This window comes from Maribrevibacterium harenarium (assembly GCF_006385675.1).
In the GTDB taxonomy this organism is placed as follows: Bacteria; Pseudomonadota; Gammaproteobacteria; order Pseudomonadales; family Marinomonadaceae; genus Marinomonas; species Marinomonas harenarium.
Genome location: NZ_VFRR01000006.1, coordinates 84,987 through 105,736 on the forward strand (window position 1 = coordinate 84,987; position 20,750 = coordinate 105,736).

Genomic DNA, 20,750 nt, shown 5'->3' on the forward strand with positions numbered 1-20,750 from the left:
TTTAGTCGCCCGCCGCTTTGTCGCTCGCAAAGCGAGCTCCTACGGAGGAGTTATCCAAAAGATTGCTATATAGCAATCTTATGCTATTTTTCATAATATGTTTGCTATATAACAAACTTATTACTCGGTAGATGATTGTGTCAAACAGACAGCAACTAGGCCAAAAGATTCGCGATGCCCGCAAGCAACTCGGTAAGACCCAAAAGCAGCTGGCAGAGCAGACTCATATTAACAAATCGACCTTGTCACTGATCGAAAATGGCCATTTTACTGGATCACTAGATATCTATGAGCGTTACTTGGATGCGGTTGGCCTTACGCTGGAAGTTTCCGCCAAGCGCCATCAGCTCCCCAGCTGGGAGGAGATAGATGATCTTTTCAGGGAGGAAGATGAATGATGGCAAAGGAGCAGAAGTTCCCCAAACAAATCAATCAGATTAGCGTCCATGCAGAAAATACAGAGCTTGGGATATTGGGCAAAGGGGCTAGGCATCACTTTCAACCAGTACAATCTGAGCGGTATGTTTCTCTAACCATGACTCGACCGACCTTAGACGGTTACTCATCTGGGGCGTTACATCCGATTTTTTCCCAAAACTTACCAGAAGGCTTCAACCGTCGCTATATCGCGGAAAAACTTGCTCGATATGCCAAAGTAGATGATATGTATCTCCTCGCATTGCAAGGAGATCATGGCATTGGCCGACTTCAGTATCACAGTATTCTAGCGCTACCAGAAGTTGAGCAACTCAGCTTATCCGATATTTTGCACTATCAAGGTGAAAGTCCACTTTTTCCCCAGTTACTGGAAAAGTACTATTTGCGTAACGGTTTAGCAGGGGTGCAGCCTAAAGTAAGCCTACCAAACACCATCACAGGGGACACTGGCCGAACCATGGAGCAAAAGGATTTGATCGTGAAATCCCATGATCCAGAATTCCCGCTGCTTACGGTAAACGAATATGTCTGTATGGAGGCTGCCCGGTACTGTGGTTTAGAGCCACCAAAGGCATATCTTGCCGAAGACCTAAACACCTTCGTCGTGGAACGTTTCGATAAACCTAACGGAGTTTGCTTGGGCTATGAAGACTTCACGACCCTAATGAAAAAGCCCAACACACCAGACGGAAAATATAACGGCAGTTACGAGGCCTTGCTAAAAGCTGTAAACCTTTATACAAATAGTGTCGATGAAATTAGCAAGATGTATCGCTACATCGTATTTAATTGCCTGATCGGCAATGGTGACGCACACCTGAAAAATTTTGCCTTACAATATAGCGACGATATGCAAACCATATTTGTCTCACCACCTTTCGATATCACCCACACGTTAATCTATGACACCATCGACAACAATATGGCTCTCAAAATGGCCGGCAGCACAGCTTTTCCCGATTTTACCACTCTGTTGAAGCTGGCGGAGTCTCCGTATTTTAAGATTCGCAATGCAAAATCCATAATCGAGCAGACTGCTGAAGATATTTTGACTTACTTGGACAAATCCAACGAGGTTAATCTTATGAAAGGACTCAAGACTTCAATTCAGAACTCCGTCTCCCACGTCATGCGACATCAGCCACTTACCGAAAAATACCGGCACACCAAACACCGTAAATTTCCTTAGGGGTCAGAATCTTGTCGCTCGCAGAGCGAGCTCCTACGGGGTGGGGGGGCGCTCGCCGATTTGTCGCTCGCCAAGTGAGCTCCTACGGAATTGGATTATCTGCCGATTTGTCGCTCGCACAGCGAGCTCCTACGGAATTGGATTATCTGTCGATTTGTCGCTCTCACAGCGAGCTCCTACGGGGTCTGAACCTGTAAAAAGTTACAATCGCGCTCAAAAATTGACCACAAGGCGATGTGGACATAATATTGACGATAATTAATGTCTAAATTATGTCATCTGGAGGTATTATGGCAACTCTCAAAATTGGCTCTCCCCCAGCACATGGCTACGAGCTACCTAGCTCTTGGGCAGAAGCGTTTTGCACTACGGTAGATCATATAGCGCGTTTTGTTGACCTGCCCTCTCAGTCACTCAAGCGCAAAGACCGCATTATGAATGTGAAGGTTCAGACTCGCTTGATTGAAGTCCATGCTCTGCTGCGCCGTGTACGCCCATGGTTTAATTCTGATCAGGCCGCTTGGGCTTGGTATATCGGTGAGCCGTTGGTAGCATTCGGGCGTTTGACACCCGCTGAAATTATTAAGATACACCATGAAAAAGGTATAGAGGCCCTAAACGATTGGATTACCGAGCGGGAGCTTGGGGGCTTCCAATAATGTCATCTGCTCTCGAAGCTTTGATTCAAGGTCTGGGGAACTCGCCCTTAACAAGCTACAAGGGCAACGCTTATCGGATGCACAACCCGGTTTGGGCTTGGTCTCCGCTAAGTATGGAAGGCGCAACCATCACCGGCGGCAGATTTAACCCAAAAGGATTCCCCGCACTCTATTTGGGACTAAGTGTTAATGGCTGCTGGGCGGAAGTTTCGGGCGGTGCAACCAATGCGGTCCTAGCGCCACAAATGCTTTGCTCTTATGCCATCGAGATCGACGGGGTAGTTGACCTGAGATCAAATTATCGTGACCTTTTTGCCGCTCCTTGGCGGGCTATGCTGTTGGGCAATAGGGAACCGCCAGGCTGGGCGCTTTGCCGAGCCATTAGTGCACACCCTCAGATAAACGGCATCCTTGTCCCAAGCTATGTAATGACCTCTGAAAGTAACCTCGTTTTATATCGATTACCGCCCAAATCAGTAAAACTGTTCGATCCTGAAGGCAGACTGACAACCTTATATGGTGGCCAATTGGATTTAGATATTTAGATCGGTTTGTCGGTCTGCTATTTTTTCGCTCGCGGAGCGAGCTCCCGTCCTACAGGGTCAGACCCTCCTTTCTACCCCATGGGGTCAGACCCTCCATTTTAGAGGGTCAGACCCTCCATTTTAGAGGGTCAGACCCTCTAGGATGGTGCGCACCGGGGCGGGTAGGCCAAGGGATAATGCTTGTTCTAGGTTAAACCATTGGTATTTGTCTTCGCCGATGGTGTCGTTGGCTTGTACCTCTAGCCGCTGGGGGCGGATTTCTAGGTGGTAGTGGCTAAAGGTATGGCGAAATTGTGGTAATGGGGTAACGGAGTCAATGGATACAGGAAAGCGCTGTTCGGTTTCTAGTGCTACGTCTGCGTGGTTATCTATCTCTGGTAGACTCCAAAGTCCACCCCAGATGCCGGTGGCTGGGCGCTTCTCTAGCAATATGCCATGGTCACTTATTAGCACTAGCATTTGGGTGTGTTTCACCGGTTTGTCCGCTTTTTTCGGCTTTTTCACTGGGAAAAGCGTGGGATCACCACTAATGCGGCCGTCGCAGTCCCGTTGTAATGGGCAAAGTAAGCACTGGGGCTTGCTGCGGGTACAAAGGGTCGCCCCTAGATCCATCATGGCTTGGGTGTAGTCGCCACAGCGCTCGGCGGGCATGTAGGACTCGGCCAGTTGCCACATGGCGTTTTCAGTTTTCTTTTCCCCCGGCCAAGTGGGGATAGCATGGTAACGGCTCAATACCCGCTTCACGTTGCCGTCTAAAATAGCCGTTTGTTGCCCTCGGGAGATAGATAAAATCGCCGCTGCCGTGGAGCGCCCTATCCCCGGTAGTTCACAGACACCTTCTTGGGTTTGCGGAAATTCCCCATCCCAATCATTGACCAACTGCTGCGCCGCTTTGTGCATATTGCGGGCGCGAGCGTAGTACCCCAGCCCACTCCAGTGGGCCAGCACGTCATCTTGCTCTGCCGCAGCAAGGGCAAAGACATCCGGGAAGGATGCCATAAAACGCTGGTAGTATGGGATCACCGTCGCCACTTGGGTTTGCTGCAACATGATTTCAGAGATCCAAACCCGGTAAGGGGTTTTGTCTTGCTGCCACGGCAAGTTTTTGCGCCCATGCTGGTTGAACCAGTTTAATACTCGGGGCGCAAAGTCTGCTTTCGGGGTCAGCTCCATAGTGGTTAGGCTCATTGCTTTATCGGGGCTCTCTCTTAAGGGCTCTCTCGGTCATGAAAGGGCTAGAACAGCCCTTTCAATGCGCTTTTTAGTTTGTCTTCCGCTTTTTGTTTCAAGGCTTCTTCCTCGGCCTTTTTCTTAGCTTCTAGTTCCGCTTGCAGACGGGCCTTTTCTTCCGCCAATTTCGCTTCAGCGCGGGCTTTTTCTGCCTCTAGCTTCGCTTGAGCGGCTGCTTTCTCTGCATCCAACTTGGCTTGTGCCGCAGCTTTTTCCGCCTCTAGCTTCGCCTGCAATGCGGCTTTTTCAGCAGCAAGTTTAGCGTCTAACTCGGCTTTCGCTAAATCGGTAAAGATTTTGCCAAAACCAGCAATATCCGGGCGACACAAGCCTACCGGGTCATCACTAAATTTACCTTTACATACCACGGGGAACTTAAGTGCCTGCACGTTGCTTTTCACGGAACATGCAGGGTCAACTTGGCTTCCCGATACCCCAACCCGGGCGGTGTAATTCAAGCTACTATTCGGCAGTGACACCACACCATCACCGGTTACTTCAACACCCACCGCCGAAATTTCCAAGCCCGGAGTGGACACCTCACCATTTACAATCCGAGCTGGGAATTGCATGGTTTCAAATGGCGTGTCTGCCCCATAAAGGCTTTTATCAATAGTACGGGCGCGGCTAGCGGCAATGCCTTCACAAACACTTTGGGTCAGGTTCATACCCACCAAAGCACCGCTTTTGATTTCCACCAATAGGTCACCGTTCAATTGCTTCATAAAGGCATCAACGCTATTGCCGGTGGTGTACATATCCCCTTGTAGGTAAGTGGCACCAGCGATTTTGTCCAGCTCCATAAAGTCATTGAGCAATGGCTGGATCTGCACCCCATTCATGGCGGGGGAGATATCGATACGTGGCTCAGAACCATTCACATCTAGCTTGGCTTGCAGGCTCACATCACCGTCATACAAGGTGACTTTAGCTGGATTGATGGTCACCACGCCGTCGCGCTGGTTGGAGTCCAATTCGATGCGGTCAATGGAAACGTTTTTCACTTTTAACGTATCGAATATAAAGCCGAAGTGGCCATTTAGGGTTTTCACCAACTCGACTGGGATTAAATCACCAGCGGGAGCTTCGGCATTCTCTTGCGTCGGCACCGCTGCAACGTCTTCCTCAACCCCTTCTACAACCGGCGGCAGGTAACGATCCACATCTAGGTTGGCACCGGCCACTTTCACATCCCAAGATAATGGGTTCAAATGCAACAGGGCATTGGCTTCGATTTCCGTATCATCCAAAGCCAAAGAAATGGGCTGCACTTTTACCGTATCCAAATTGCCTTTGGCAGAAAGGTTTAAACTGGCCTTTTGCAGTACCGTTTCATCCGCCATTTCGGGCAATTCAATATTAAGTTTCCCCAGCAGCGCTTTAGGGGAGAACTCGGCCACACTCACGACAGCACTAAACTCCGGTGCAGTGAGGAACTGATAGACTTCTGCTTGGATATCGGCATTGATTCCTAGGGCGCTAAGGCTAAGCCCTTCTACTTGAAGGTTTTCCTGGGGCAAGTCGAGATCCAAACTCGCTACTTCTAGCAAAGCATCTAAAGGTTGCACCGGCAAAGCTTCCATATTGACGGAGCTTTTCACCTCCAGTTTTGCTAGCGACAAAGCCTGACGCTCGGGGAACACAGTTAGGTTAGAAGACAGCGCCACATTAGCCTTAATTGGATTCTGTCCGGTAAGGTTGCTCTGCTCGACGGTCACATCCAGCAACATGGGCCAAGCCTGATCCCAGCGCACATTGGTTAGAGTAAGGTTAGCCGTTGCCTTGGCTTTTAAATCCGCGCTGGCGTCGGTGTAGGAAATGGTCGCGTTTTGAATCAGCAACTCATCCAATGCGATTTGAGGCAAAGTCAGAGCGCCGGGAGCATCGGTATTTTCGGTAGGCGCTACGGAAGATGACTGCTCCGCGCCGGTCGCTTCCGCTGTCGTTGCGCCCGCATTTGTCTCTGCAGGCGTATTGGTCACCGGAGGCAGCCAGTTAGGGGTACCATCGGCAGCCACTTTTAGGTCAGCATTGAGGCCGATTAGACGCACCTTTTCCACTTCAATGGATTGTTGCAGTAGCGGCATCACCGCAAGGCTAAACTCGGCCTTGTCGAAGCTCACCACCTCTGGCGCATCCCCCATGGCGACGCCAATATTTTCAAGACTAAGCCCAAGCCACGGAAAAAATGACCAGCTAATATCGCCATCTAAACGCAGGCTCACATTAGCCTGCTCTTTCGCGACTTGCGTTAGCTGGCCTTTAAATTGATTCGGGTCGACAAAGACCAAAATGTAAACCACTGCTGCCATGATCAGCGCCACTAGCGCCCCGATCAAATATCCTAATCGCTTAAACCAAACCATATTTTCCCCGTGAGTATCCGATCTCAGTCTGTGTGTTGAGCATCATATCACCCTTCTTTGTCGCTCCCTAGCCGCAGCCTGTCGCAGCTTCCCTATAAAAACCATAGAAGCCACCGAGCGCTAGCTTTATAATGTTGCATAACTTTTATTTCAATCGGTCCATCTGACCCACCGAGGAGATCCCCTGCTATGTCCAACCGGATTGCTACCGTAGAGCGCAATACGCTCGAAACGCAAATCAAGGTCACTGTTAATTTAGACGGCACTGGTCAATTCCAGTGTGAAACCGGCGTCCCCTTTCTTGACCACATGTTGGATCAAGTAGCACGCCATGGTTTGATTGACCTAGACATTCACGCAGTGGGCGACTTGCATATCGACGCGCACCATACGGTGGAAGATTTGGGTATTACCTTGGGCCAAGCCTTCAAACAAGCGGTTGGCGATAAAAAGGGCATCAAACGTTACGGCCATGCTTATGTGCCATTAGATGAAGCCTTGTCCCGCGTAGTTATCGACTTCTCTGGCCGCCCAGGTTTAGAAATGCACGTGCCTTTCACCCGTGGCTCCGTTGGCAAATTTGATGTGGATTTGTTTTCTGAGTTCTTCCACGGTTTTGTGAACCATGCTCAAGTAACGCTGCATTTGGACAACCTACGGGGTCACAACACCCACCACCAAGCGGAAACCATTTTCAAAGCCTTTGGTCGCGCCTTGCGTATGGCATTGGAAGTGGACGAGCGTATGGCGGGGCAAATGCCTTCCACTAAAGGCTGTTTGTAAGGTTGGAATAATGGAAAAGCAATCTGTAGTTGCCGTCATAGACTACGGCATGGGCAACCTGCACTCGGTTGCCAAAGCGTTAGAACACGCCGCCGGTGACAACACGAAAGTCGTTGTTACTAGCGATCCTGCCGTAATTGATGGGGCGGATCGGGTATTGCTACCCGGTGTCGGTGCGATTCGCGACTGTATCGGTGAAATGTACAAGCAGGGCTTGGTGCCGGTGATTCGTAAAGCCATGGCAGAAAAGCCGTTTTTGGCGATTTGCGTGGGTATTCAATCACTTATGAGCCACAGCGAAGAAAACGGTGGAGTGGACTGTCTGAACCACTTTGCCGGCAACGCCCTCTTCTTCGGCGATGACCACAAAGACAAAGATGGCTCCAAACTTAAAGTGCCACACATGGGTTGGAACCAAGTAAAACACACCATCGATCACCCTCTCTGGGCTGGCATCGAAGACAACGCCCGTTTCTACTTTGTACACAGCTACTATGTGGTACCAGAGAACAAAGCGGAAGTTGCCGGCACCTGTGAATATGGCCATGAGTTCTGCGTCGCATTAGCCCGCGATAATGTATTTGCGGTGCAATTCCACCCGGAAAAAAGCCATAAAGATGGTCTGCAACTTTACAAAAACTTCATCCACTGGGATGGCAAGCCGTAACCGATTAGGACAGGAAATCAACACATGGCCTTAGCAAAACGTATTATTCCCTGCCTTGATGTGGACAATGGTCGCGTCGTCAAAGGCGTACAATTCGTCGATATCCGCGACGCCGGTGACCCAGTGGAAGTGGCGAAGCGCTACAACGAACAAGGTGCCGACGAAATTACCTTTTTGGACATCACCGCCAGCTCCGACGACCGTGAAACCACGGTACATATGGTGGAAGCCATCGCTGCAGAAGTGTTTATCCCCCTAACGGTGGGTGGCGGCATTCGTACTTGTGATGATATTCGCCGTATGCTGAATGCCGGTGCCGACAAAGTAGGCATCAACACCGCCGCGGTATTTAACCCGGAATTTGTCCGCGAAGCGGCACAGCGCTTTGGCTCCCAGTGCATCGTGGTTGCCATTGATGCGAAAAAAGTCAGCGCCGCAGGCGAGCCAGACAAATGGGAAATCTTTACCCACGGTGGCCGCAAACCAACTGGCTTGGACGCGGTAGAGTGGGCGAAGAAAATGGTCGACTACGGCGCTGGGGAAATCCTGCTAACCAGCATGGACCGTGATGGCACCAAAAATGGCTTTGACCTTGGCGTCACCCGCGCCATCAGCGAAGCCGTTCATGTACCGGTTATCGCCTCGGGCGGTGTGGGTAACTTGGATCACCTTGTGGATGGCGTTATCGAAGGTAAAGCCGACGCGGTACTGGCCGCCAGCATCTTCCACTTTGGCGAATACTCGATCCAAGAAGCCAAAGAGAAAATGGCTGCCGCTGGCATCGAAATGCGGTTGTAAGCATAAGGGGTCAGACCCTCCTTACAGATACGCTATGTTTAAACAAGCATTTATCTGGAGGGTCTGACCCCATAGGGAAGGACTATGCGTTTAACCGCTGCTGAACGTTTATAGAGCTAAGCAATCAGTGATCACCATTGGTAGGAAAGGGTAAGTTGGTGATAGCCACCGATTTGAGGCCAGAGCCAGTTTTTTGCTTTTTGTTGCTCAGTGTTTGAACCTGTAGAATCACCTCCTCCCTTACGGTCACTGGGAGAATCCAACAGTTTGCGCACCTCACTGAAAGGTATAATTTGTTGGAAAGTATAAGCGAGTCGCCAGTTGTTGGGCTGATAGTTTAATGTCAGTTTGGGGACCCAAAGGGTATCGCTAAACTCGTCGCTTCCATTGTTAAATTGGTTCGCTAGCAGGATGATTCTCAGCTCACTTTTATTAGTAGAGCTAATTTTTATATCCCCAATCAAGTTGTCCCAAGACAGCTCGACATTTTCCCACTGCCAATCTCGACCTAAACGTAGCGCTAGAAACTCCGAATCAGCTGATATATCGCCGGTAATAGCGTGTATCGTAGAAAGTAGCGCCCCTTCAATCACGCTCCCAGATTCGACGCTATTCCACGCTTTATCAGATAGACGCAGGTAAGTACTGGCATCAAAGCTCACTATATCCCGGTAAACACCTAGCCACGCGCTATCCCAACGCCAACCAATATAATGTTGATCACGCCGGAAGTCGGATTGCCAGCTATCATATTGACTTACCGCGACACCATCAAAATAGAGCTGCGTATCTAGCTTTTCGCTATAAGACTGAATATCGACTTCAACTCCTGAACGAACTGGACGTATCTGCCATTGTGCAGTTTGGACAGTTGGGTGATTCAGCGCCTGTTGCTGATAGCTGATGTAATGATCAAACAGGTTAAACGAAGCCCCCGCATACGGACCTAAATGGGCAGAGTGGTCGAGAGAGACATTATGTTGGTCAGTATCAGTTAATGATACCGAAAGCCCCCCATGCAACCCCGTTGCAGAGGAGTCCTGCCCAACCCAAACGGAGAAAGGCTCAGTTTGTAATTTCGCCAAGCCATTAGCATATCCAGAATCCAAACGCCCCAACTGAGCTTCAAGCGTAGCCTTGTTGTTAAACTCCCAGCTTCCTGAAAGATAAGTTTGAGAATATTCACTTAGCTGGCTACCACTAAACTCAGTCGACGTAAATTTCTCTTGCCACTCCAAATGGTCGGAAAAGCGCTCTCCTCCTATGCAAGCAGCTACCTTGCCATCATAACTTTTAGGCAGGCAATACTGCGCCGTGAATAGATGACCTTGGTGAACGCCATAGCCGTTTTCATCATTATAGAAGCGTTCAACTTCTAACTCATAAGAAAGCTCGGAGCGATCAGAAACCGAAGGCACTAAGGATAGCTGGGGCGACCATAACAATGGTTGCGCAACAACAGACAACGGAGTAAGCAGCAAAAGCCACGGGGAAAAGAATGATTTCATCCGATACTCATTACAAAAAGGGCGGCTAATGCCGCCCTTTGTAGGTAGACTAGCGTTTAGTCTATTAAAGGTACAATCTCGAAATCACGGAACTGAATAACCGGCTCACCTTGGTTATTTTCAACCAATTGACCTACATTGACACCGTCCACACGGACAAGTGCATTGTAGTCCTGGCCGACTAGTGGTTCTTGGAATTTCAAAATTAATTGACCACCGTCGTTGTCTGTTACTGTTACGTTAAACGTTTCATTTACAGGCTGCGACTCTGGATCTGAATGCATATGGCAATCTGCCCCGCCCGTGTAGTAGTAACAATGCTCCCATTCGTACTCTCCTTTAACCAACTCAACGCTAGCCGTGAGATGTAAACCTTCATCGCCAAGACCTACCAGAGAGACAGCACCGTTATCTGATGTTGTTAGGTCTAGACCTTCACCAATTGCAATATCGAACTGGATGTCACCTGAAAGAACTTCAGACATATTTCCATCAGTCAGGTTAAAGCCAATATACATATCTTCTGCAATTGTGCTTTGTACCCATGCTTGGACACTATCAACGTCCATTGATCCGGTTAATTCGGAGTCGGTATAACCGTAAGAATATTGGACATTTCGAGCTCCACCTAATGCGATGGTGTCAAAGCTAGAATCAGCTAACGTATCGACATAGAAGGAGTTATAGGAATCTAAGAACCACATACCTATATCTGCAGGGTCTGAGTACGAAACGGCTAGACTTCCATATTCTCCCAAACCAAAATCAACATATTTCTCTACCCATTCTTGAAGGTAGGATTGCAAAGTCGCTTCATCAGAAAAGTTAGATGAACTGTTACGCCAATTATATGCACTCATTTCTAAGCCATCTGAGTTGTATTCAGATACTTGAGTTGCATAAGCGATGTTGAAAGCCCAGTCTGAGTAAAGTTCTGAATCGAGTTTACTCACTTCATCTAGATTAGATTCGGACACACGGAAGTCTACCACTCTTTGAGAAACCAACTGTTCACTCAGACTCGCCGGTGTTTCTGCTAAGTAGCTCGTCATAACATCAATAAGAGGTTGATTTAATGGAGTGAAATCAAACGTTAGACGATAACCAACGAAAAGCTCCTCACCGTTATAGGTTTCGGTTAACTCCTCGAATGTATAAGGTAAGCTAATCGTACCTGCATTGTAGTATGCCTCTTCTAAGTCATACTCGAAATTGTCTATTGCCGAGTCTGAAATTACAGCGCCCTCAGGGAAAGTAATATTGGCACCGATGGAAGACGTCTCACCACCGAAAGTCAGTTTACCTTGGAGTCCCATACCAGTAATTGACATGGCAATGTCACCGGTTTCGTAAGCTGACTCATCAAGCAACACTGCAAGATGCGCGTCAGCAACAAACTCCAGATTATTACTAAAGTCTTTTAGGGTCAGACCCTTTAGCGCTAGGCTCATACCAGAATCAGCAGAAGCAAGGGCGGGCGCGCTGTCTGTTTCAGATCGGATCAAGTCGATAACAGATTCGCCAAGCTTGGTTTTCAGCTCTGCTCCCCCTACATCTGAGAACGATAACGTGTAGGCCTGATCAGCAGTAACCGTGAATGAAGATACAGATAGAGACTCGGTTGTATCACCATTGCCTTCAACGGACTTGATATAATCTAACTCCATATCAACAACATAGTTGGTGAGCTGACCAGTGCTGTTTATGTCTGTGGATTGGAAAATTAAGCCTTTTACCGATGCGCCTGATTCATTAATAGTAACATCGTAACCACTACCTTGACTGATAACAAAATAGCTATCTGCAACCATATCGGATAGTTGAGATTCAAATGTGGTTTGATCGATTTCGTTTACAAAGCCATCAATCAAAGCACTAAGAGTGACTACCATGGCACCATACATAGGCGCAACTGCATCACCGGATACAGCGGCTTCAAGATCTGCCCCATAGGTTTCATACGCGGCTTGCATGTCTTGACTGGTGAGCTTATTTAGATAGGTCTTTGCATTCGCTACCAGAGCTTTACCTTGGGCGATTTTATCGTCCAAATTATTAGCAGTAACAGTCCCGCCAGTCGTTGTACCGTCGCTGCCATCTACACCATTACAAATCTCTGCTGTGTCTGAAGTGACCACATCACCGCTAGAGTTTTTGGTACCGAACGTAAATTTCCAACCGCCTGCGGTACAGCTACTGTTGCTTGTTGTCGCGGCCACTTTTTCAAAGAATGCGCTATCGCCGTCATTACCATCTAAACCATTCTGACCAGCAGCACCAGTATCACCCTTATCACCTTTCGCGCCTGTAGCACCATCCTCACCGTGACAAATATATTGTGTTTGAACTATCTCTCTCTCATCCAATTTGCCGTTAGCAGGGTTATCATCATTACCCCACGTAATCTTTATGCCACCATTGGTACCACACTCAGAACTACCTAAAGATTCGATAGCAGACTGAGCCACAATTGCTTGGCCAGTGACAATTCCAAGTTCGCCTGTGATATTGGTAGGCGTTGATGTCTGATTATCGGTGTCTTCCACCGTCGCCACGGTATCTTCAGGAGCACAACCAGTAATAAGAGCCGCTGAGGCAAGTGCCACAGCAAGAGAGACGCGGGAGCGTTTTAAGAGCTTGGTGAAGTTTCCTCTATTTCCTAGTTTTCTTCGTTCATGTGGTTAGCGCTAATTCCGTATCCGTGTACTAACCAGTTGGTTATGTGAAACCACATGAACCTATTTGTAAATCGACCGTTAGATTACTGTGGCTTTGTGTAAAAATAAAGACGTTAGATCAATATTTGCTCGAAAATCACCCGCACAGCTGGGTTATCGAGACAATAACGAGGCATAAGGCTCTGTTGCGCAGCGACCTTACAAGCTTGCTTGTGGAGCCAGTAACAGTAGCCTGATGGCGAAAGGGGCAGAAGTTCACCCGCACAGCGGGTTTTTAAAGCGCCTTTTGGATGGCAGCAGCGATTTCTTCCGGCTTAGAGTCGTGGTAGAGGTATTCTTTGATTTGGTTATCGCGGCCAATCAGGTAAATGCGGGCACTATGGTCAACGGTGTAGCCCATGGCAGAGTCTGGGGTTTCCACCATGCGGTAGAAAGCGCCATACTGTTTTACCACCTTGTCGATTTCTTCTTTAGTGCCGGTCACGCCGATAAAGCGTTTATCGAAGAAGCCGACATAGCGCGCTAGGTGCTCCACGTTATCCCGCTTGGGATCAACACTAACGAAGATGGTTTGGGTCTGGTTGACCACTTCTTCCGATAGTTGTTTCATCGCTACTTTGACATTCGCGAGGGACAGTGGGCAGATATCGGGGCAGTGGGTGTAGCCAAAGAAGACCAGTTTTAGCTTGTCGTCAAAGTCACTCAGGGAAACCGGACCTTTGTCACTGGTTAGGGTAAAGTCGCCACCCAAGCGGCCATTATTGCTGTTAGCGTTATCGCCAATCATGATGATGGCAACGGATAACAACAGCACGAAGGCAATTAAGGCAGGAAAAACAACGATCGGTTTCAGCTTCATGAGTAACTCTTCAATTCAACGTTAATGAGAGATAGAAAACTCGTACACAATTGGCGCCACGTTGGCTTCCGGTACGGAAATGGACATCAGCCAATCCATCTTCTCGGTGGTACATACAGGGATTCTAATGTTTCCGCGATAGAGAGTACCTTGGGCTAGGTCAAGTTGGTACTCGTTCAGGCCCATATACATGGTTTTTCCTTCTAATTTCACCGCAAGCTTTGGCACTAGCTGCTCAGAGCCTGCTGGCAAGGTAAATTCTACTGGCACTTCACCCGTGGTTTTAATTCCCTCTGGGAAGTTCAGTTGAATACCACCGAAAGTTTCACACTGGCCGTTTTGGCTGTCGCATATTAATGGCGTGCCTTGGGCGGTGCTACCCTCTTGGGATTTAATCACCAATGCGGTTAAAAGCGCTCCGAGGAAGCTGATGGCAAAGAGTTTAACAAATGGATTTTTCACACACGCCCCAGTAACAATTTAAAAACCCGTCAATAATGCCATAAGCCGCCTGATTCTGTAATCTTTGCGCAACCGCAAACGACTATTGTTGCCGCTGTTTCCCTATGGCGAGTACAATCCCCCAACTTTCCAATTTTTTGAAGGATGCGCTTCCTTGACTGACTTATACACTGCGCTGGACAAACTTGATCAGTTTCTTCAGCACGACTCAGGGCGCGATGCCGTACGTTTTTTCCGAGGTGTGGAGCGCGAAGCTCTGCGAGTCAATAAAGACAGCGGACGTATTTCAAAGCAGCCTCACCCGAAAGCTTTGGGCTCTGCGCTGACCCACGGAGCCATTACTACCGATTACTCGGAAGCCCTTATGGAGTTTATCACCGGTGTGTATGACTCAGTGGAAGGGGTATTGGGTGAACTAAACGATATACACTTGGTTACCAACCATGCCTTGGCGAAGTTGGATGAATGCCTCTGGCCGGGCAGTATGCCTTGCCATTTAGAAGGTCATGACGAAGTGCCCATTGCCTATTATGGTGAGTCCAACGTAGGCCAATTAAAGCGTGTCTACCGAGAAGGTCTGTCTAACCGCTATGGCCGCATTATGCAATGTATCGCCGGTATGCATTACAACTTCTCATTTAGTGAGACCTTCTGGGATTACTTGGCTGATCTACGCCAGGTGGATGTATCCACGCCAGAGCAACGTCAGCAGTTCAAATCAGAGCAGTACTTTGCTTTGATCCGTAACTTCCGCCGTAAATCTTGGCTGTTGTCCCTATTATTTGGGGCGTCCCCAGCCATTGACTCTAGCTTCTTGCCGCAAAAGCCCCAAGGTCTCGCGGAGCTGGGTGGCAACACTTGGGTTGGCCACGGGGCCACTTCCCTACGTATGAGCGATATGGGCTATCAAAACAAGGCTCAGGCCGGTTTATACGTGTGCTACAACGAAGTTGATACCTATATCAAAACCATCAAGGGTGCACTACGTACCCCTTATGAAGATTACGAGCGAATTGGTTTAAAAGTTGATGGTAAATACCGCCAACTTAGCACCAATTTGCTGCAAATCGAAAATGAATACTACAGCGATATCCGCCCGAAACGGGTGACACTGCCTGGGGAACATCCAAGTGCCGCTCTACAGCGACGCGGGGTGGAGTACATCGAAGTGCGTATTATGGATATCGACCCCTGCTCACCGATCGGTATGCAAAAGGAAACCTTGTACTTCCTCGACGTATTCTTGATGTGCTGTATGCTTCATGGGGACGAGCGTATGGAGCCGGAGGTGTGTCGCCAGCTGCGTGAAACACAGCAAGCCATTGCCACCCATGGTCGTGAGCTAGAACGAGCATTTGATTTTGGCCAAGGTCCAGTCCAACTGAAACAGCGTGCTCAGGATTTGCTTGGACAGATGGAAACTTTAGCCCGCTTTTTAAGTGAGAAGACTGGCAATGGGGAATACTTAGCAGCGGTGCTTAAGCAAGAGCACAAGCTGGAAGATATCAGCAAATTGCCAGCCAGCAAGGTGGAAACCTTAAGTGGTGAAGCGGGAAGCTACCAAGCGGCTATGTTAAAGCTCGCCAATCAACAGATGGCAAGCTGGCTAGCCACACCGATTGATTCTGAATTGGCTGAGAAATTTGCAGCAATGGCGGAGCAGTCGTTGGCGAAGCAGGCCGAGATTGAAGCCACCGATGTGGTGGATTTCGATACTTTCCTTGCGGACTACATGCAGCCCCAGTGCTAGTGACTACTGGGGTCTGACCCTCCTGGCAGGTGGGCTTGTTTTAGCCACTGCACTTTCAGGAGGGTCTGACCCCAGCAGCAGGAGGGTCTGACACCTCTAATTTGCCCCCGCTAATTTACTCAGGCTCAGGAAGCTCCAACCACTGCGCTAGTTGCAAACGCAATTCATCAACCCCTTCATTATTAAGCCCAGAGAACATCTGCGCACTGCCCTCTACGCCCATTTCCTGCATGGCTTTTTTTACCTGCAGCATGGTGCTTTTCGCAGGGCCACGCTTGAGTTTGTCTGCTTTAGTCAACAAAGCATGAACTCGCACTTGGTTGGCTTTCGCCCACTCCAGCATCATTAGGTCAAACTCTTTCAATGGATGACGGATATCCATTACCAAGACCACGCCAGTCAAGGAGTGACGATTCATCAAGTAGTCTTGCATATGCGCTTGCCAATTTTCTTTCATGGCGACTGGCACTTTAGCAAAACCATATCCAGGCAAATCCACTAGGCGTTTATCGTCGACACTCAAGCCAAAACAGTTGATTAACTGCGTACGGCCAGGCGTCTTTGAGGTGCGCGCTAGTTTCTTTTGATCAGCGAGAGTATTCAGGGCAGTAGATTTACCGGCGTTGGAACGGCCAGCAAAAGCGACCTCTAGACCTTGGTCTAGGGGGCATTGGGAAAGCTTCTCGGCACTTTTGATAAAATGTGCCGAGCGAAAGATCGGGTCATATGGGGTCATAGGGGTAAATTTTTGATATTGATCAATATAAATTGTTTGTCGTTCACGTTTTTTTCTTGGTTGTATATAATGCCTGCCAATTAGTTTATTTGCTATGCTTCGGCGTGTTTTTACACAAGTGGTCACACTTGGCTCGCTTAAGTAGAGCATCGTCGCCAACGGGCGGACTAAAATAAGGGCAAAATACAATATTGGCGACCATTTGCCAGAATGGCCTCGTCACATTTTTCGATTGAACGTCAGGGGCAGCGAATGAAAAAAGTTCTGATCGGTATGTTAGTTGCTATGGGCGCCACTTCGGTTGCTGTAGCACAAGGTAATGCAGAAGCCGGCAAAGCGTTGACGACGGTTTGTGCCGCTTGTCACGGTGCTGACGGTAATAGCTTAGATTCTACGTTTCCTAAGCTAGCAGGGCAAACAGAGAAATACCTGTTGAAGCAAATGCAGGACATCAAATCCGGTGCACGTCCGGTAGCACAAATGACTGGCCTGTTAGATGGCATGACAGATCAAAACTTAGCTGATATTGCTGCGTACTTTTCTAGCAACAACGTAGTAGCAGGCCAAGCTGACCCAGCTCTAGTAGAAGCCGGTAAAGCAGTATTCCGTGCTGGTAATACGGCAACTGGTGTGCCGGCTTGTATGGCATGTCACGGCCCAGCTGGTAAAGGTTTGAACTCTGCAGCCTTCCCAGCTCTTGCTGGTCAACACGCAGATTACTCTGCAGCCCAGCTGAAGATGTTCCAATCTGGCGATCGCAACAACGATCCTGCCAAAATCATGCGTGATATTGCATTCAAAATGAATGATCAAGAAATCAAAGCGGTTTCTAGCTACATTCAAGGTCTTTACTAGTAGTGAGACGATAGTTCAGCATTGAAAAAATCCTCCTTTATGGGGGATTTTTTATGCCTCTGCTCTTTATACGAACTTTCATTAAGGTAAAACGTCCTAGGTATATCCTTACAAATCCTGTCAGGATTTTGATATAACCAGAAATACGATAAGCCCGAGCAGCTTTGCTGCCATTAAGCCGAATTAGGAGATTTGAATGAAGAAGTTCATCAGCCTGTTTTTTGTAGCCTTGCTACTACCACTCACTCAAGCCTTTGCCGCAGACTATAGCGATGGTAATGGCTACACCGCTATCAAAAACCCAGTACGTACCGACGACCCGAATAAAGTCGAAGTGGTCGAAATTTTCTGGTACGGCTGCCCCCACTGTTATTCCTTAGAACCTATCGTCTCTGCTTGGAAAAAAGACATCGCCGATGACGTGGACTTCAAATATATGCCTGCGGTATTTGGCCGTGGCTGGTTGAATCATGCCAAAGCGTTTTACGTGGCAGACTTGCTAGGCGTTGAAGATAAACTACGGGCAGATTTATTTAATGCCATTCATGTAGAAGGTAAACGCTTAAACAGCGAGGACGACCTAGCAGAATTTTTTGCCAAATATGGCGTGAGCGAAGATACTTTCCGCAAGCAGTTCAATTCCTTTGCTGTCAACAGCCGTCTAAGCCAAGCTGATGCTAAAATCCGCGCTTATGGTGCTCGTGGCGTGCCAGGAATCATTGTTAATGGTAAATACTTGGTGACAGCGGCTACTGCGGGCGGCAATAATAACATCACCTCTGTGGTAGATTTCCTAATTGAAAAAGAGCGTCAAGCTCGCCAATAAAAAACATAGGTCAGGCAATGGACGTCACTCAGGAAAAGTTAATCGAAGCGTTACGTAAAACCATTTCACGTACCAGCATGCTTGCCGAGGGTAACGACCCTGAGATAGACAAGGCGCTGCAACAAATGCGCCTCAACATTGCCAAAACCGATGATGTGAACGTGGTGCTCGAGTCACTAAAGTCCCTTGAGCCCCACGTACTTAGCTTTGATGACAAGCGTCTAGAACGGGCTCAAGCCTTTCGTAACACGCTCCATGATCTATTAGATGTTTTAGAATCTGCACCACAAGCGAATATATCACTCACCGCTAAAAAGCAATTTGAAGCGAATTTACGCAGTCACTGGCAAACCATTTCGAGCTGGCCGGGTCTGTTGCTGCAATTTTCTAGCTTGGTAGAAGCATCCCTAACCACACCCACTAGTGAGGAAAAGCGCCCTCCCTCTTTGATCAATCGTTTATTCGGGCGCAAAGAGACCCGCTCCACAGAGACGAAGCATTCCCACGAAGATATTATGGTTCATATCTGTCACACCTTGGCAGGCCTGATCCAAAATCTCAATCTGCCAGATAATTACCAGCTACAAATTCAAGACTTAATCCAAGCTTTGTCCGGCAATCGTGATATCCAGCAGTTACCTGCCCTACTGGATGAAGTCATTAATCTTGTGATGGTAGCAGTAGGCAAGACCCAAGATGACTTAGCCGGGTATTTGAACCAGTTAAATAAGCAGCTAGCAAGCATCAATGCCTCGATAATCAGTAGCTATAAGAGTCAAAAAACACTGTCTAACCAACGGCAAGATTTTGATTCTCACCTTACCCAGCAGGTTCAAGAAACCTCGGCTATGGCCAACTCGGCCAGCGACTTAGACTCGTTAAAAAGTCTGATTAACGAGCGCATGAGCACGATTACAGAAACCATGAGTCGCTACCGGGAAGATATGAAGAAGCAGGAACAACAGGCGGCTAAATCGATCTCCCAGCTTAAGCATAAAGTCAACAAAATGGAGCAAGATGCCTCCCATTTACGTTCGAAGATGCAGCAAAAAATCGCCGAAGCCATGACCGACGAGCTGACTAAGTTACCTAACCGTGCCTCCTATCAAGAAGCGGTGATGACTCTGTGTACTTCGGCTAGAGCTTCCCAGACACCACTTTGCCTTGCCGTGTTGGATATCGACCGCTTTAAGTCCATTAATGACACTTGGGGACATTTGGCGGGGGACAAGGTGTTGCGACTGGTGCCACGCCAAGCTCAGACCGCACTGCGCAAGCAGGATGTTTTATTCCGTTATGGTGGTGAAGAGTTTGTCCTGTTGCTACCTGCACTGAGTTTAGAGCAAGCGCTAGCAACAGCCGAGCGAGTCAGGGCCGCTGTGGAACAAACGCCTTTTAATATGAATGGCGAGCCGGTCTCTATTACGATTTCCATCGGTGTGAGTTTGTTTGACGGCAATGAATCTTCAGAGGAGCTGTTTGCCCGTGCAGATAAAAATCTTTACCGGGCAAAAACCGAAGGGCGTAACCGCGTTATTGGCGACAATTCCTAATTTAAGCCGTGCCCCACAACCTTACTCGGGGGTACAATAGTGCCAATCAAATCAATAAAGCACCCCTCAGCAGGTGCCCGGAACGAGATTTATGCAAGACGACAAACAATCAACCACCCACTTTGGTTTCAAAGAAATCCCTACCGATAAAAAAGTCGAAGCCGTTGCCCAGGTATTCCACTCTGTGGCAGCCAAGTACGACATCATGAATGACCTGATGTCTGGCGGCGTTCATCGTCTTTGGAAACGCCATACTATCAGCCAGTCTGGTGTTCGTGCGGGTAATAAGGTATTGGATATTGCCGGTGGCACGGGTGATTTGACGATGCAGTTTTCCCGTATCGTTGGCAGCACCGGCGAGGTGGTATTGGCCGATATCAACGACTCCATGTTGAAAGTAGGTCGTAACAAGCTGGAAAATCGCGGCATTGTCGGCAATGTGAAGTATGTACAAGCCAATGCTGAGGCGCTGCCTTTCCCAGATAACACCTTTGATTGTATTACGATTGCCTTTGGCCTACGTAATGTGACGGACAAATCCGCAGCACTTGCTTCCATGTATCGGGTATTAAAACCCGGTGGTCGTTTGCTGGTATTAGAGTTTTCTAAACCCGAGTCAGAGCTACTTAGCCAAGTGTACGACCAGTATTCCTTCCGACTCTTGCCTTTCATGGGCAAAGTGATAGCTAACGATGCGGAAAGCTATCGTTATCTTGCGGAATCCATTCGCATGCATCCAGACCAAGAGACACTGAAAGGCATGATGGAAGAAGTTGGCTTTGAGCGTACTAGCTATCAAAACCTCACCGGTGGCATTGTAGCACTGCACAAAGGGTATAAATTCTAGT

19 protein-coding genes are annotated in these 20,750 nt (G+C 48.4%); 12 read left to right on the forward strand and 7 right to left on the reverse strand.

What is annotated here, in order from left to right; all coding sequences use genetic code 11:
* Positions 1–137: 137 nt before the first annotated feature.
* From FJM67_RS05030 to FJM67_RS05045, 4 genes are all read left to right on the forward strand, one after another.
* Positions 138–398: a helix-turn-helix domain-containing protein gene (locus FJM67_RS05030; protein ID WP_140587583.1), complete on the forward strand. Its 261-nt coding sequence runs from the start codon at positions 138–140 to the stop codon at positions 396–398.
* Entirely contained in the window at positions 395–1,627 is a 1,233-nt protein-coding gene (locus FJM67_RS05035; protein ID WP_219845895.1) for a type II toxin-antitoxin system HipA family toxin, read from the forward strand. The genes FJM67_RS05030 and FJM67_RS05035 overlap by 4 nt, the downstream gene beginning before the upstream one ends.
* A gap of 290 nt (positions 1,628–1,917) precedes the next feature.
* Positions 1,918–2,286, forward strand: a complete 369-nt coding sequence (locus FJM67_RS05040; protein ID WP_140587584.1) for a hypothetical protein — start codon at positions 1,918–1,920, stop codon at positions 2,284–2,286.
* Complete coding sequence (locus FJM67_RS05045) at positions 2,286–2,831, forward strand: RES family NAD+ phosphorylase (protein ID WP_140587585.1); 546 nt, start codon at positions 2,286–2,288, stop codon at positions 2,829–2,831. Before FJM67_RS05040 ends, FJM67_RS05045 begins: the two co-directional genes overlap by 1 nt.
* A gap of 120 nt (positions 2,832–2,951) precedes the next feature.
* On the opposite strand, the gene mutY is transcribed toward FJM67_RS05045, so the two are convergent.
* Positions 2,952–4,019: an A/G-specific adenine glycosylase gene (gene mutY / locus FJM67_RS05050; protein ID WP_235889988.1), complete on the reverse strand. Its 1,068-nt coding sequence runs from the start codon at positions 4,017–4,019 to the stop codon at positions 2,952–2,954.
* Positions 4,020–4,066: 47 nt separating this feature from the next.
* On the reverse strand, positions 4,067–6,427 hold the full coding sequence (locus FJM67_RS05055; RefSeq protein WP_140587586.1) for an AsmA family protein: 2,361 nt from the start codon (positions 6,425–6,427) through the stop codon (positions 4,067–4,069).
* Positions 6,428–6,616: 189 nt separating this feature from the next.
* On the opposite strand from FJM67_RS05055, the gene hisB reads away from it, so the two are divergent.
* The 3 genes from hisB to hisF are packed head-to-tail and all read left to right on the forward strand — an operon-like array spanning position 6,617 to position 8,675.
* On the forward strand, positions 6,617–7,210 hold the full coding sequence (gene hisB, locus FJM67_RS05060) for an imidazoleglycerol-phosphate dehydratase HisB (RefSeq protein ID WP_140587587.1): 594 nt from the start codon (positions 6,617–6,619) through the stop codon (positions 7,208–7,210).
* Positions 7,211–7,220: 10 nt separating this feature from the next.
* Complete coding sequence (gene hisH / locus FJM67_RS05065) at positions 7,221–7,877, forward strand: imidazole glycerol phosphate synthase subunit HisH (RefSeq protein WP_140587588.1); 657 nt, start codon at positions 7,221–7,223, stop codon at positions 7,875–7,877.
* Positions 7,878–7,901: 24 nt separating this feature from the next.
* On the forward strand, positions 7,902–8,675 hold the full coding sequence (gene hisF, locus FJM67_RS05070) for an imidazole glycerol phosphate synthase subunit HisF (protein ID WP_140587589.1): 774 nt from the start codon (positions 7,902–7,904) through the stop codon (positions 8,673–8,675).
* Between the two features lie 131 nt (positions 8,676–8,806).
* Here hisF and FJM67_RS05075 read toward each other — a convergent pair whose 3' ends face one another.
* The 4 genes from FJM67_RS05075 to FJM67_RS05090 form a co-directional block, all read right to left on the reverse strand.
* On the reverse strand, positions 8,807–10,183 hold the full coding sequence (locus tag FJM67_RS05075) for a hypothetical protein (protein WP_140587590.1): 1,377 nt from the start codon (positions 10,181–10,183) through the stop codon (positions 8,807–8,809).
* 56 nt (positions 10,184–10,239) lie between these two features.
* The gene (locus tag FJM67_RS05080) at positions 10,240–12,789 is read right to left on the reverse strand and encodes a DUF7151 family protein (protein WP_181161434.1); all 2,550 of its coding nucleotides are present in this window, start codon (positions 12,787–12,789) and stop codon (positions 10,240–10,242) included.
* 346 nt (positions 12,790–13,135) lie between these two features.
* Complete coding sequence (locus tag FJM67_RS05085) at positions 13,136–13,720, reverse strand: SCO family protein (protein ID WP_140587592.1); 585 nt, start codon at positions 13,718–13,720, stop codon at positions 13,136–13,138.
* Between the two features lie 21 nt (positions 13,721–13,741).
* Positions 13,742–14,182, reverse strand: coding sequence for a hypothetical protein (locus tag FJM67_RS05090; protein WP_140587593.1), 441 nt, complete (start codon positions 14,180–14,182; stop codon positions 13,742–13,744).
* A 154-nt stretch (positions 14,183–14,336) separates the two neighbouring features.
* Between FJM67_RS05090 and gshA the strand changes: the two genes are divergently transcribed.
* Positions 14,337–15,932 carry a glutamate--cysteine ligase gene (gene gshA / locus FJM67_RS05095; RefSeq protein ID WP_140587594.1) on the forward strand — a complete coding sequence of 532 codons (1,596 nt, stop codon included), beginning with the start codon at positions 14,337–14,339 and terminating at the stop codon, positions 15,930–15,932.
* A gap of 115 nt (positions 15,933–16,047) precedes the next feature.
* Here the strand turns inward: gshA and yihA are convergent, their stop codons facing one another.
* On the reverse strand, positions 16,048–16,668 hold the full coding sequence (gene yihA, locus FJM67_RS05100) for a ribosome biogenesis GTP-binding protein YihA/YsxC (protein WP_140587595.1): 621 nt from the start codon (positions 16,666–16,668) through the stop codon (positions 16,048–16,050).
* Positions 16,669–16,920: 252 nt separating this feature from the next.
* Between yihA and FJM67_RS05105 the strand changes: the two genes are divergently transcribed.
* From FJM67_RS05105 to ubiE, 4 genes are all read left to right on the forward strand, one after another.
* Entirely contained in the window at positions 16,921–17,523 is a 603-nt protein-coding gene (locus tag FJM67_RS05105; protein WP_140587596.1) for a c-type cytochrome, read from the forward strand.
* 196 nt (positions 17,524–17,719) lie between these two features.
* Entirely contained in the window at positions 17,720–18,349 is a 630-nt protein-coding gene (locus FJM67_RS05110) for a thiol:disulfide interchange protein DsbA/DsbL (protein ID WP_140587597.1), read from the forward strand.
* A 17-nt stretch (positions 18,350–18,366) separates the two neighbouring features.
* Positions 18,367–19,902: a GGDEF domain-containing protein gene (locus tag FJM67_RS05115; protein WP_140587598.1), complete on the forward strand. Its 1,536-nt coding sequence runs from the start codon at positions 18,367–18,369 to the stop codon at positions 19,900–19,902.
* Positions 19,903–19,993: 91 nt separating this feature from the next.
* On the forward strand, positions 19,994–20,749 hold the full coding sequence (ubiE, locus tag FJM67_RS05120; protein ID WP_140587599.1) for a bifunctional demethylmenaquinone methyltransferase/2-methoxy-6-polyprenyl-1,4-benzoquinol methylase UbiE: 756 nt from the start codon (positions 19,994–19,996) through the stop codon (positions 20,747–20,749).
* Position 20,750: the final 1 nt, after the last annotated feature.

Excerpts from the sequence above, each read along its gene's own strand:
- FJM67_RS05085 (WP_140587592.1), bottom strand. The coding sequence starts at position 13,720 with ATGAAGCTGAAACCGATCGTTGTTTTTCCTGCCTTAATTGCCTTCGTG.
- ubiE (WP_140587599.1), top strand. The coding sequence starts at position 19,994 with ATGCAAGACGACAAACAATCAACCACCCACTTTGGTTTCAAAGAAATC.
- hisH (WP_140587588.1), top strand. The coding sequence starts at position 7,221 with ATGGAAAAGCAATCTGTAGTTGCCGTCATAGACTACGGCATGGGCAAC.
- hisF (WP_140587589.1), top strand. The coding sequence starts at position 7,902 with ATGGCCTTAGCAAAACGTATTATTCCCTGCCTTGATGTGGACAATGGT.
- hisB (WP_140587587.1), top strand. The coding sequence starts at position 6,617 with ATGTCCAACCGGATTGCTACCGTAGAGCGCAATACGCTCGAAACGCAA.
- FJM67_RS05110 (WP_140587597.1), top strand. The coding sequence starts at position 17,720 with ATGAAGAAGTTCATCAGCCTGTTTTTTGTAGCCTTGCTACTACCACTC.
- FJM67_RS05035 (WP_219845895.1), top strand. The coding sequence starts at position 395 with ATGATGGCAAAGGAGCAGAAGTTCCCCAAACAAATCAATCAGATTAGC.
- FJM67_RS05045 (WP_140587585.1), top strand. The coding sequence starts at position 2,286 with ATGTCATCTGCTCTCGAAGCTTTGATTCAAGGTCTGGGGAACTCGCCC.
- mutY (WP_235889988.1), bottom strand. The coding sequence starts at position 4,019 with ATGAGCCTAACCACTATGGAGCTGACCCCGAAAGCAGACTTTGCGCCC.
- FJM67_RS05115 (WP_140587598.1), top strand. The coding sequence starts at position 18,367 with ATGGACGTCACTCAGGAAAAGTTAATCGAAGCGTTACGTAAAACCATT.
- FJM67_RS05075 (WP_140587590.1), bottom strand. The coding sequence starts at position 10,183 with ATGAAATCATTCTTTTCCCCGTGGCTTTTGCTGCTTACTCCGTTGTCT.
- FJM67_RS05040 (WP_140587584.1), top strand. The coding sequence starts at position 1,918 with ATGGCAACTCTCAAAATTGGCTCTCCCCCAGCACATGGCTACGAGCTA.
- FJM67_RS05055 (WP_140587586.1), bottom strand. The coding sequence starts at position 6,427 with ATGGTTTGGTTTAAGCGATTAGGATATTTGATCGGGGCGCTAGTGGCG.
- yihA (WP_140587595.1), bottom strand. The coding sequence starts at position 16,668 with ATGACCCCATATGACCCGATCTTTCGCTCGGCACATTTTATCAAAAGT.
- FJM67_RS05105 (WP_140587596.1), top strand. The coding sequence starts at position 16,921 with ATGAAAAAAGTTCTGATCGGTATGTTAGTTGCTATGGGCGCCACTTCG.